This window comes from Shewanella psychropiezotolerans (assembly GCF_007197555.1).
Lineage (GTDB): Bacteria > Pseudomonadota > Gammaproteobacteria > Enterobacterales > Shewanellaceae > Shewanella > Shewanella psychropiezotolerans.
Genome location: NZ_CP041614.1, coordinates 4,662,940 through 4,675,329, shown reverse-complemented (window position 1 = coordinate 4,675,329; position 12,390 = coordinate 4,662,940). Strand labels below are relative to the sequence as shown.

The window sequence follows — 12,390 nt, the reverse complement described above, 5'->3', positions numbered from 1 at the left end:
CTACATGTTCCAAGCTTGGAATAGGGTGACAGTCGCGCTAGAAACTATCTAAAAGGGAGTGATGATGAACAATGAAAACGACTTCAATCTAACGTTAAACAGAAGCCAAAAATTCGGTTCATATAATCAGAGTCCCATTTATCCGGATAGTTCATATTTTATTGGAAATAACGATAAAATATTTACCAGCAACTTTCTCTAACTTTTAAAACGGGCAAGATTAACTGGTGAGTTTAACCAGCCAGATCTTAAATTCATCATCCATGCTTGTGCCCCATTGCTTAACTAAAGCCTGGTACCTTGGGTAGTCTCCCTTGCGGGTGAATATGAGCATATTATCGATCTTATCTTTGTGGTTTTCCATCATGAAGCGAACCGATAAATATCCCCAACGATAGACTCTGTCGGTGCCGCCATTTTTCTCGTAGCCGGTATTAAATAGCTCACTTAATGGGAAGTTGCTATTGTCTGAAAGGGATTTTTTAGCCAAGTCGATGGCGGCTTGATTATCGTCTCCTCGGGAGACATATTCACCTAATCCTTCGCTCCACCAGATCAAGTAGGGTAAAAGTGGTGCAGGTTTAGGGCAGTATTCAGGAGCACTGTGGGAGTCGTGCAGTGAGGCACAAAAATCACCGTATAAGTTAAAGTGGCCATCCAAATAATGCACATATTCATGGGCTAAGTTCCAAATCTGCCCCTTCTTCTCATAGGCGACAAATTCTGCTTGATTGTCAGTTTGGCCCGGTAATCCTTCGAGGAACATGCCGCCATTGTCGCTGGGTACATCGAAGTGAGTGGTTACATACTGAGTGTAATCTTCGCGAGAATGATAGACGTTGGCTCGCATACTCATGTTGTTGTCGTTGGCGACAGGCTTACCTTGGGTACCAAATAGCTGATGAAATTTAGCTTCTTGTTTGCCCATTAGCGCACAAGCCTCGGCTATCTGCTCTTCTGTTAGGGCTTGTGAACGTATGACTATGGTGTCACTACAGGCATGATTCTGAGATAAGACCGCGGCTAAACTCGTTGGATCTTCTTGAACCGATGAATGGCAGGCACTTAGGCTAAGCAGACCCGTTAATGATAAAAGTTTAAACGTTTGCACGGCGTGTTCCCTCGAAATGTCTTTTTGTATACAATATTCTCAAGTGTTTCATCTAAGTTAAATGAAGTCAATTGCAATGACATGTTCACCGGCTGTGGTTAAGATAATCATTAATATTCGTGGTATGTGTTATCGACGGCAACGCCAGTTAAACTTTATGTACATGTGTCGGGCTATTTATATTTGAGATTTCAAGTTAATTCGTAATTGCTAAAAAGGAAAGTGTAGTGTCAAATCAATGGGATAATAATCGTGACTATCATTCATTTGCTAATGTCGATGAAATTAGAGTCAAGCATTTAGCATTAGATCTCGATGTCGATTTTGAAGCTAAACAGTTAACAGGTGTTGCCGAGTTAACGCTGGATTATATCGATGCCAGTTGTCGTCATTTATGGTTAGATCTTCGCGAACTCACCATACTGGATGTACGAGATGATAAGGGTGATGTCTTAACATTTACTATTGATAAACACGATTCTATCTTAGGCGAGAGACTTAATATCTCTCTGCTGAGTCAGACTCTAAGTGTGAAGCTGTATTATCAGACCTCAACCAATGCCCAAGGTCTGCAATGGTTAACTCCTGAGCAAACCAGTGGTAAGACTCTGCCATTTCTATTCAGCCAATCTCAGCCCGTTAATGCCAGAAGCTGGATCCCATTGCAAGATAGCCCTAAGGCCCGCATCACGTTCGAGGCAATAGTTAAGGTGCCTGTTGGCATGCGGGCTGTGATGAGCGCCATGAATGATGCGACGGCGAGTTTGGATGGAGAATTCTCTTTCTCAATGGAGAAATCCATGCCGACTCATCTGTTGGCCATCGCGGTGGGAGATCTCGCCTTCGGTAAAATAGGCGACCGCACCGGCGTCTATGCTGAGCCCGAAGTGTTAGATGCGGCGGTCAAAGAGTTTGAAGATACCGAGCAGATGGTAGAAATCGCCGAGTCTCTGCTGGGGCCTTATCCCTGGGGGCGTTATGACATGATAGTCTTGCCGCCTAGTTTCCCCTTTGGTGGCATGGAAAACCCTCGATTGGCATTTATTACGCCGACCCTGATCGCTGGAGACAAGAGTCTGGTGTCTACCGTGGCCCATGAGTTGGCTCACTCCTGGACTGGAAACCTGGTCAGTAATGCCACTTGGCGAGATCTTTGGCTCAATGAGGGATTTACCACCTATTTTACCAATCGCATCGTCGAGGCTGTGTTTGGTAAAGAGCAAGCCGAGTTGGAAGTGGTATTGGAATATGGCCGCTTGAAGGAGGAGCTGGCAACCACAGAACTCGCCGAACAGCATTTACCTGCCAATGTACAGACTCAAGATCCCAATGAGGCTTTTAATCGTTTCACCTATGATAAGGCGTCTATGTTTGTCCATGATTTGGAGCGTCGTTTGGGTCGTGAGGCATTCGATAAATTTCTCTATACCTATGTGCAGCACTTTGCATTCGAGGCGATAACCACAGAAACGTTTATCGAGTATGCCAAGCAGACCTTGCTGATTGAGCATGCAGACAAGCTCAGCGAGGCTGAGTTGCTGGAGTGGATCTATGGCTGTGGCATGCCTGACTGGTTTACTCCGCCGGTATCAGACAGTTTAGATAAAGTCGAAGCAGCCATAGAGACTTGGTTGGCTGGTACACAAGCAAGCTCGTTATTGACAGATAGTTGGCGAGTCCATCATTGGCAGTACTTTTTAAGTTCACTGCCTGAGGTGCTTAGTCAAGAGCAGCTGATGGAGTTAGATGGATGCTTTAACCTGACTCAATCGACTAACGCAGAAATTGCTTGTGATTGGTTTAGGGTGGCTATCCGTAATCACTACGATCCAGTATTACCCGCATTGAGTGATTACCTTATCCGAATAGGCCGGGGCAAGTTTGTTAGGCCACTCTACTCAGAGTTGCAAGTTGCCGGCTATGAGAGCGAAATTAAGCAGATCTATAGCCAGGCGAGAGTGGGGTATCATCCATCGATCGTCGTTCAGCTAGATAAGAGCATTGGTTTGTAAACAGGGCTTGAAAGCAAAAAAAATGGCACCTCAATGAGGTGCCAAACATTCTTAATAGAATAAGTTCTGAATTGGTAAGCACTAAGCGCTAGCAAATTAACTTACCTTTCAGTTGAGAACTCATTGAGCCCTCTAAAAGGGAGGTGATGAACCATGATGAAAACATGAAACAAGTTACACTCAACTTGCTACATATAATCAGAGTCACTATCTCGAAGAAAGTTCACCACACATCATAAATAAATCCAATCTTTCAGGTTTTCTGTAGAGGTATTATTATATCTAATGATTAACCTATTGTTTTTCATTGTTAATTTTCTTTTGTTTTTAATCGTTTTTTCTTGAATGTTAAAGCAATAAAGCCTCATCGATTTCAACAAATTTACAGGCCGAATCGATAAGAGACTTAGCTGTGAGTGTCGGTACACCATAAACTTGAGTGTCGACGCCATACTTTTGATACACCTTGAGCATGAGTAAGTCGAAATCACCATCGCCGGAGAGCAGAATGATAGTATCCACTTCCGGAGCCGCTTCCATCACATCGATGGCAATCCCCACGTCCCAATCACCCTTTGCCGAACCATCGCTGCGCTGAATAAATGGTTTTAGCTTAATATCGAAGCCTATGTGTTTGAGTGCATCCTGAAATTTAAGCTGGCCATCATCGCCTTTATGAATGGCGTAGGCCGTGGCCGAGACAATATCGCCCTCGTAGCCAATGTGTTGCCATAACTTTCGATAGTTAAACTGGCGGCCATAGGCCTGACGGCAGGTGTAATAGATATTCTGTACATCGACGAAGATGGCTATTTTCTTATTTGTCATGCTTAGCTTCGCTATGAATTATGTGTGGTGCACATTCTTACTCATTTATCTATGGCAGCACAAGCTAGCCTCTACATTTTTTATGGCATCATGTATTTTGGCCGAAAGATAGCCTCAATAACTGAACCATGGCCCGGGTTTTCTCGGGCAAATAAGGTTGAGATGGATAGATCAAGGTGAGTTTAAGTTCGGTAAAACGCTGTTGGTCTAATATTTCATGCAAGCTGGCGTCTTGAAGATATTTATCCACCAGTAATCTGGGTAATAAGGCGACGCCCTTACCTGATTTTGCCAGCCTGATGAGAAGCTGTAGATCATCGCTGTAAAGGTGATATTCGACATCTTCAGGTAACAGTGACCTGCTATAGCGACTGGCTAACAGTTGATGAGACGCTAGGTCAGAAAATTGCTTAGGGGTACCAAACTGACTGAGATAGCTTACGGATGCGACCATGCAAAAACTCAAATAGAGTAAGTGCTGTTGAACATAGTCATGGTGCAGTGTGTCTATATAACTTGGTAAAATCTGTAGATCCGTATCGGTTCTTCTCAAGTCTATAGCTTGTTTCTGATGCTCTACTTCTAATCTGACATCAGGATATCGATTAACATAATCTTCGATAACGTTAGAAAATATCTCTGTCATTCCAAGGGCGGGCGGGATAGCCAGACGCATTTTCCCCTGTGGTGTCATTCGCTCTGTCTGCATCAAATTAACCGCTTCGTTTAATCTGTTGAGGGGGCCGTTCACCTGTTCGTACAACCATTGCCCACGTTCAGTGAGTTCTATGTTGCGGGTAGTGCGGATAAGTAGCTGGTAGCCTAGTTGTTTTTCCAGTTCTTGTAAGCGCCGACTGACTTTAGAACGCTGTAAACCATTGGCCTTAGCAGCCGAACTGATCCCTTGGTGTCGTACCGTCTGAACAAACAAATTGATATCGTCTAAGCTTGGCATCTGCTACTCCATGATCTTTTACTTGATAATCCCGTCCTATTAATAGGACGTACATGGCCTATGATACAGACTATTTGTAGTAAAAATAGCGATATATAATACTCTGCTTAAGATTGAAAGGAGATAAAATGGAGCTCGCAGAGCAAAAATTCAGACGTTGGATGACAGTGTTGATCATCATGTTCGTGGTGACTGGCCTCTATCTGGTTATGGCCGACCGCTATGCGCCCATGACGACTGAGAGTCGGGTACAAGGCTTTGTCGTGCAGTTAGCCCCCGAAGTGTCGGGCTATATAACCCAAGTGAACCTCAGCAATAATCAGTTGGTTAAGTCTGGTGATCTGTTATTTAGCATAGATGATCGTAAGTTTAGGTTAGCGGTTACTATGGCCGAGTTGAATTTAAAGCAGGCCATCGAGGGGGAAGCGTCCCTGTATGCTCAGGCCGCGGCGGCGAAAGCGAATATTACAACCAGTACAGCAGCTTCTGACAATGCCAAAAGGGAGTTTCAAAGAATATCTAAGTTGTCGACTTCAGGTTCTGTCTCTGAATCTAAGCTTGATTCGATCAGGACACAGAGAGATGAGAGCTCGGCGAATCTTGTCGCAGCGAAGGCCCAGTACAGGGCAATTGAGACTCAACTTGGTGATAGTGAGGGGGAGAGTAGTTTAGTACATTCAGCCGAAACGAGTTTAGCACAAGCCAAGTTAGACTTCTCGCACACACAGATAAAAGCACCGAGTGACGGTGTGGTGACAAATCTACAGCTGCATAAAGGTAGTTTTGCCAGTGTTAATCAGCCTCTTCTGACATTTATTCCTACCGACTCTTTGTGGATCACTGCCGATTTCAGAGAGAAGGCCACCTCCATGTTACAACCTGGCATGCGCGCCGAAGTCGCCTTCGATGGACTGCCCGGAGAGGTGCTGAGTTTAGCTGTGTCCAGTCGTGATTTTGGTGTGGCGTCGGCGCAGCAGAAGGCTAATGGTCAATTGTCATCGGTTGTGACCAGTAATCGTTGGGTACGTGATGCCCAAAGAGTCAGGGTTAACTTCAGCGCTGACATTAAACTTCCTGATAACCTATTTGTTGGTTCTCGTGCAACTGTTATTATCTATCAAACAGATAATTTAGTGTTTAATTTTTTAGGTGGGCTATTAATACGCATGGTGAGTCTGTTCCATTATGTGTATTGATCACGTCTGAACTTAGATTAAAACGAGTAAAAGGTAACCAGGATGTCACCATCAAATAGTAAGCCAGTTAAAAGAGAAACCACGACCCGAATGATTCTGGGAGTCAGTGTTACTCTGCTGCTTGCCGTTATTTTTGAACCGGTTGAAGCCCTGTTTATTCGGGCTCTCACTATGGTTTATTTTCTGTTTTAGAGAGTCATTCGAGGAGGTAAGATGAAGCCGTTAAGGATCTGGTTCGCCTGTGTGTTAGGTGTAACCATAAGCACGCTCCTTGGGTGGTCGAATGCCATGTTTATGGCCTTGTTTCCTGTGTTTGTTTTAGTGAGTCTGAATCGTTGGAATACGGGCTTGTTTGTGCAGTTGATATTGGGCATCTTCTGGGTGAGCGTTCAGGTAAGCCTAATCATAGGCTTCTTGCAGCCATACCCGGTTCTCATGCTGATAGCCGTGGGGATCATGCTGCTGTTTAAATGCTTTGCCATGCATCATAAACCGATCTATGTATTCGGATATGTGGGTCTACTTATTGGTTCGATTCTGCTCAATTTTGGCAGCTATCAAGCATTCGATTTAGAAAACTTCATCGTGGGGATCTGGATAGCCACTCTGATGACCTTGCCTATCTGCGGTCTGGCCTTTTATTGTTTTCCTGATCCGATAGAAGAAGGGCCCATAATGAGTATACAAGGGCAAGATAAAGAGCCTAAAGCCATATTGGAACAAACCGCCCTGGGCTGGCTGGTGGCCATGGTTGCGTTTGTCATTTTTCAGGTGGCGAACTTGAATGACTCACTCTCGGCTCAGGCGAGTATCTTGGTCATATTGGCACCTATGACTCTGGTTGGGTCCCTGATGGCGGCAAAAATTCGTATCATAGGAACATTGGCCGGTTGTATGGCTGCGATGGCCATTCAATTTGTTCTCTATGATATGTTTGACAACCCTATACTCTATCTCGTGTCTTATGCCATCGCCGCCGGGATCTTCTGTCGCTGGTTGGCTAAGGATCCTGTATGGGCAGGGATCGGTTTCTCAGCCATCTCCGCGCTGACGATTCCTTTGACGACTAACATGGTACCGGGACAACAAGACGCCTTCTTCGCCATTCTTTATCGAGCTAGCTCTATTCTGGTCGCTGTGATCGCCACCTCAATGATGATCTGGCTAGGCTATAAGCTGCTCAAGTCGATGCCTTGGTTGTTTAGCTTACCAAGGCAAGAGAAAGGTTAAATCACCGATTCTGATTCTTTACCTTGATATAGCCCATCATGACTAAGTCTTTACCTTGGCTGGTGTATTTATTAAAAAGCTGTTCGATATCATTCGGCGCTTGGACATCTTGGCTAAATCCATGCTTTCGGTAAAACTCCACCAGGTGTGGTAGAGAAAATAGATAGGTTTCTTTTGATGTCAGTTTCTCTGTTACTCGCTTCATTAGCTGGTGGCCTATGCCTTTTCCTCTATGGTCTGGGTGAACCAGCATACCGTTCAGTAAGTTAAATTCTCCGATAGGCCTAAACCTGAGACCTGCAATAATCTGCTCTGCTTTAATGTATGAGTCAGGGGGAAAAGTGTGTTCATCATCATTTATCAATAAGGCTATCTGCTCTTTTCGACTGATTCGGGTATAGGGCATGTAACTGCGGTAAAAGCCGTAGACACCTCTTCGGTGTAGATTATCTAGCCAAATTAATTTCAATTGGAATGTCTCATAAGCGCCAAGTATTTTGGCTGCGTGGATTATCGAAGAAATTTTTACCAATTGCTAATAGTGTTCACTCAACAGATAAATGGGTTGCAGCTCGATTTTATCGGCCTTTTGTGGCCTTGCAGCCTCCAGATATAACTTGTGTCTTTCTGTGTTGGCTTGTGTGGCTTTAGTTTGCCTGTGGTTGCGGGATTGTTTCTAGTCATGCTCTGTTACAAGATATTGTTTAATAAACACCGGACATTTGCGTTGCTTTACACAGCTTTACCCTACAAAGGCTAGTTTTTCTTTAAAATAGTGGCAATTCACAACCTTGGTATTAGAAGAAAACTCATCAATGAAAAAAAGTCTGCTATTGATCCCCATTCTTATCGTGAGCGCCGTTGTCGCTTCGTTCAGTGGCTTTACTCTGGCGCAGAAGCCTAACGATAAGTCGGCGCGTGCACCGCGCGTCGTGCCTGTGGTTACAGGTGTTGTTGATCGGCACCTGTTGTCTCAGACTATCTCTTTAATAGGCAAATTGCAGGCGGATAAATCTGTCTATATTTCCCCAGAGGTGGCGGGCAAGGTTAAAGCGATTCATGTGACCGCTAATCAAGAGATACACACGGGGCAGCTGCTAATCCAGCTCGAAGATGCTAAGCCTCAGGCTAGTGTCTCAGAGGCGAAGGCGTACCTCAACGATGAGAAACGTAAACTAAAAGAATATCTCAAGCTCATCGATCGTAATGCCATCACCCAGACTGAGATTGATGCTCAAAGAGCCAGTGTCGATATTGCCACCGCCAGACTCGAGTCTGCTCAGGCCGAACTCGAATACCACTATATCAAGGCGCCTTTTTCCGGTACCGCGGGATTACTGGATTTCAGCCGGGGACCATGGTGACGGCGGGGAGTGAGCTGCTGTCCCTAGATGATCTATCTTCTATGCGGGTCGATTTGCAGGTACCTGAGAATTATCTCTCTATGTTGAGTGTTGACATGACAGTGGCTGCAACCAACAGAGCCTGGCCCGATAGTACGTTTACAGGGTGGGTGGTGGCTATCGATCCTCGTATTAATGAGGAGACCCTGAACCTTAAGGTGCGGGTCAATTTCGATAACGCAGATCATAAGCTAAAGCCTGGCATGATGATGTCGGCGAGTCTGAGCTTTCCTGCCGTGTCTGAGCCTGTGATCCCGGTTCAAGCCATAGAATATTCCGGCACCAAACGATTTGTATACGTGATTGGCGCAGACCAATTAGCCAAACGAACCCAAGTGGTTCTAGGAGCGCGTATTCAAGATGAAGTACTTATCACAGATGGACTCAGTGTCGGCGATCGCATCGTAGTGCAAGGTTTAGTTAACATGCGTGACGGCTTAAGAGTGGATGACCTTTCAAATAAAGATGAGTCTATGACTGCGGGCCATAAGTTAGGTGAGTCTCAGGGAGACAGAAGTTAATGTTAATCTCTGATATCTCAGTTAAACGCCCCGTCGTCGCTATCGTTTTAAGTTTGCTTCTATGTGTATTTGGCGCCGTGTCCTTCTCTAAACTGGCGGTGCGTGAAATGCCGGATGTGGAAAATCCAGTGGTGACTGTGATGACCACCTATGATGGCGCTTCGGCAACGATCATGGAGAGTCAGATCACCACATCTTTGGAGGATGAACTCACAGGCATCAGTGGCATCGATGAGATAACATCCGTTACCCGCAACGGGATGTCGCGGATCACCATCACCTTCGATCTCGACTGGGACCTTACCGAAGGGGTGAGTGATGTCCGTGATGCGGTTGCCCGTGCCCAACGTCGTTTGCCCGACGAGGCGGATGATCCTATTGTCTCCAAGGACAATGGCTCGGGTGAGCCTTCAATTTATATCAATCTCAGCTCGTCTGTGATGGACAGAACCCAGCTGACCGACTATGCCCAGCGGGTGTTGGAAGACAGATTCAGCCTGATCACTGGGGTGAGCTCGGTGAGTATCTCTGGCGGCCTCTACAAGGTGATGTATGTTCAGCTCAAACCTGAGTTGATGGCGGGTCGTAATGTGACGACCGCAGATATCATTGCCAGCTTAAAGACTGAAAACGTTGAAACCCCGGGCGGAGAAGTCAGAAACGACACCACTGTAATGACAGTGCGTACGGCCAGGCTCTACAATAATCCGCATGACTTTGATTACTTAGTGGTTCGCACCGCCAGTGATGGCACGCCAATTTACCTTAAAGATGTCGCCTCGGTTTTTGTTGGTGCAGAGAATGAAAACTCCACATTTAAGAGTGATGGTGTACCAAACTTAAGTTTAGGTATCATAGCTCAGTCCGACGCCAACCCTTTAGAGGTGGCAAAGGCTGCGCATATCGAGGTCGAGCGCATTCAGCAATTCCTGCCTGAAGGGACTCAGCTGGTGGTCGATTATGACTCCACGGTATTTATCGACCGCTCAATTAGCGAAGTTTATAACACATTGTTGATCACCGGTGGACTGGTTGTCCTGGTGCTCTATATCTTTATCGGTCAGGCGAGGGCAACACTTATCCCTGCCGTGACCGTACCGGTTTCGCTCATTTCAGCCTTTATTGCCGCTAACTTTTTTGGTTTCTCGATTAACTTGCTCACCCTGATGGCCTTGATTCTGTCCATCGGTCTGGTGGTGGATGATGCCATAGTGGTGGTGGAGAATATCTTCCATCATATCGAGAAAGGTGAACCACCTTTGTTGGCAGCCTATAACGGCACGCGGGAAGTGGGGTTTGCCGTTGTCGCCACCACGGCCGTTCTGGTGATGGTATTTCTGCCTATCTCTTTCATGGAAGGCATGGTCGGACGCTTGTTTACCGAGTTCTCCGTCATGCTGGCGATGTCGGTGATCTTCTCCTCTATCGTGGCCCTGACGTTAACGCCAGTGCTCGCCAGCAAGATACTTAAAGCGGATGTTAAGCCTAATCGTTTCAATATCTGGATCGATGCCAGATTTAGCAAGCTGGAGCGTGGCTATCGACTCGCCGTTGCCAAGGCGATTCAATTTAGGTTTGTCGCGCCTGTGGTGATCATCTTGTGTATTGTCGGCAGCGCCGCCCTGATGCAGGTGGTGCCATCACAGCTGGCACCCCAAGAAGATAGGGGGGTGATATTTGCTTTCGTCAAGGGGGCGGAAGGCACCAGTTACAACCGCATGACGGCTAACATGGATATTGTCGAAGACAAGCTAATGCCGCTGTTAGGCCAAGGGGTGATCAAGTCTTTCAGCGTACAAGCTCCGGCATTCGGTGGCCGGGCTGGTGATCAGACCGGTTTCGTTATCATGCAGCTTGAAGACTGGGAAGATAGGGACGTCAATGCTCAGCAAGCACTGGCTATTGTCGCTAAAGCCCTGCAGGGGATCCCCGATGTGATGGTGCGTCCCATGTTGCCAGGTTTCAGGGGGCAATCGAGCGAGCCGGTGCAGTTTGTGATAGGAGGTTCTGATTACCAGGAACTGTTCAAGTGGGCGGAAGTTTTACAGGAAGAAGCGATTCATAGCCCTATGCTGGAAGGGGCCGATCTCGATTACTCCGAGACCACGCCAGAGCTAGTGGTGAGTGTCGACAGACAGCGCGCCGCCGAGCTTGGGATTAGTGTTGCCGAAGTTTCCGAGACCCTAGAGGTGATGCTCGGTGGACGCAGTGAAACCACATTTGTCGAGCGCGGTGAGGAGTATGATGTTTATTTAAGAGGCGACGAGAATAGCTTTAATAGCATGGCGGACTTGAGCCAGATCTACATGCGTTCGAGTAAAGGCGAGTTGATCACACTCGATTCGATAACACATATCGAAGAGGTGGCTTCGGCTCAAAAATTGAGTCATACCAATAAGCAGAAATCGATAACACTTAAGGCTAACTTAGGTGAAGGTTATACCTTAGGCCAAGCCTTAGATTTTCTCGATGCTAAAGCGATCGAGATTTTGCCCAGTGATATCTCGGTGAGCTACACGGGTGAGTCGAAAGACTTTAAAGAAAATCAAAGTAGTGTGCTTGTGGTATTTGGACTGGCTTTGTTAGTGGCTTATCTGGTGTTGGCTGCCCAGTTTGAGAGCTTTATTAACCCTATGGTGGTGATGTTTACTGTACCTATGGGGGTCTTCGGTGGCTTCCTCGGCCTCTTCCTGACCGGCCAAGGACTGAATATTTACAGCCAGATAGGCATGATCATGCTGATCGGCATGGTGACCAAGAACGGCATCTTGATCGTGGAATTTGCCAATCAGTTACGTGATAAAGGGCTCGAGATAGAACAGGCGATTATCGATGCTTCGACGCGCCGTCTGCGTCCTATCCTGATGACCGCATTTACGACCTTAGTCGGTGCAGTCCCCTTGATCATGTCAACCGGCGCAGGCTCTGAGAGCCGTATCGCTGTGGGTACTGTGGTCTTCTTCGGGATGGCGTTTGCGACGTTTGTTACCCTACTGGTGATTCCGGCCATGTATCGTTTAATCTCGGCGAAAACCACTTCCCCCGGTTTTGTAGAGGCTCAGCTAGAAGAAGCGATAGCAGTGCAGAAGCTTACAGTGGAAAGCTAATGTAATTACCAAAACGAACAGATAAGA

The 12,390-nt window shown here is 46.4% G+C and carries 9 protein-coding genes and 1 pseudogene; 6 read left to right on the top strand and 4 right to left on the bottom strand.

From position 1 onward, the window contains the following. Positions 1-220: 220 nt before the first annotated feature. Complete coding sequence (locus tag FM037_RS20530) at positions 221-1,111, bottom strand: collagenase (RefSeq protein ID WP_144047530.1); 891 nt, start codon at positions 1,109-1,111, stop codon at positions 221-223. A 227-nt stretch (positions 1,112-1,338) separates the two neighbouring features. Between FM037_RS20530 and FM037_RS20525 the strand changes: the two genes are divergently transcribed. Next, positions 1,339-3,123 carry a M1 family metallopeptidase gene (locus FM037_RS20525; RefSeq protein ID WP_144047529.1) on the top strand — a complete coding sequence of 595 codons (1,785 nt, stop codon included), beginning with the start codon at positions 1,339-1,341 and terminating at the stop codon, positions 3,121-3,123. Between the two features lie 348 nt (positions 3,124-3,471). On the opposite strand, the gene FM037_RS20520 is transcribed toward FM037_RS20525, so the two are convergent. After that, positions 3,472-3,951 (bottom strand): LabA-like NYN domain-containing protein, encoded by a 480-nt coding sequence (locus FM037_RS20520; RefSeq protein ID WP_144047528.1) that lies wholly within the window; start codon positions 3,949-3,951, stop codon positions 3,472-3,474. 88 nt (positions 3,952-4,039) lie between these two features. Continuing rightward, complete coding sequence (locus tag FM037_RS20515) at positions 4,040-4,906, bottom strand: LysR family transcriptional regulator (protein WP_144047527.1); 867 nt, start codon at positions 4,904-4,906, stop codon at positions 4,040-4,042. Between the two features lie 128 nt (positions 4,907-5,034). Between FM037_RS20515 and FM037_RS20510 the strand changes: the two genes are divergently transcribed. Genes FM037_RS20510 through FM037_RS20505 form a run of 3 tightly spaced genes read left to right on the top strand, consistent with a single transcriptional unit; the run spans position 5,035 to position 7,332 of the window. Then, positions 5,035-6,102 (top strand): HlyD family secretion protein, encoded by a 1,068-nt coding sequence (locus tag FM037_RS20510; RefSeq protein ID WP_144047526.1) that lies wholly within the window; start codon positions 5,035-5,037, stop codon positions 6,100-6,102. A 42-nt stretch (positions 6,103-6,144) separates the two neighbouring features. Continuing rightward, positions 6,145-6,294 carry a hypothetical protein gene (locus FM037_RS28615; RefSeq protein ID WP_185976870.1) on the top strand — a complete coding sequence of 50 codons (150 nt, stop codon included), beginning with the start codon at positions 6,145-6,147 and terminating at the stop codon, positions 6,292-6,294. Positions 6,295-6,315: 21 nt separating this feature from the next. After that, a complete protein-coding gene (locus FM037_RS20505) occupies positions 6,316-7,332 on the top strand; it encodes a DUF2955 domain-containing protein (RefSeq protein ID WP_144047525.1) in 1,017 nt (338 codons plus the stop codon). Position 7,333: 1 nt separating this feature from the next. Here FM037_RS20505 and FM037_RS20500 read toward each other — a convergent pair whose 3' ends face one another. Next, entirely contained in the window at positions 7,334-7,801 is a 468-nt protein-coding gene (locus tag FM037_RS20500; RefSeq protein WP_144047524.1) for a GNAT family N-acetyltransferase, read from the bottom strand. A gap of 346 nt (positions 7,802-8,147) precedes the next feature. Between FM037_RS20500 and FM037_RS20495 the strand changes: the two are divergent. Further along, a pseudogene (locus FM037_RS20495) lies at positions 8,148-9,256 on the top strand (efflux RND transporter periplasmic adaptor subunit). Continuing rightward, positions 9,256-12,363 (top strand): multidrug efflux RND transporter permease subunit, encoded by a 3,108-nt coding sequence (locus FM037_RS20490; RefSeq protein ID WP_144047523.1) that lies wholly within the window; start codon positions 9,256-9,258, stop codon positions 12,361-12,363. Before FM037_RS20495 ends, FM037_RS20490 begins: the two are co-directional and overlap by 1 nt. Positions 12,364-12,390 lie beyond the last annotated feature (27 nt).

Coding starts and splice junctions, on each gene's coding strand:
- FM037_RS20515 (WP_144047527.1), bottom strand. CDS start 4,906: ATGCCAAGCTTAGACGATATCAATTTGTTTGTTCAGACGGTACGACAC.
- FM037_RS20505 (WP_144047525.1), top strand. CDS start 6,316: ATGAAGCCGTTAAGGATCTGGTTCGCCTGTGTGTTAGGTGTAACCATA.
- FM037_RS20490 (WP_144047523.1), top strand. CDS start 9,256: ATGTTAATCTCTGATATCTCAGTTAAACGCCCCGTCGTCGCTATCGTT.
- FM037_RS28615 (WP_185976870.1), top strand. CDS start 6,145: ATGTCACCATCAAATAGTAAGCCAGTTAAAAGAGAAACCACGACCCGA.
- FM037_RS20510 (WP_144047526.1), top strand. CDS start 5,035: ATGGAGCTCGCAGAGCAAAAATTCAGACGTTGGATGACAGTGTTGATC.
- FM037_RS20520 (WP_144047528.1), bottom strand. CDS start 3,951: ATGACAAATAAGAAAATAGCCATCTTCGTCGATGTACAGAATATCTAT.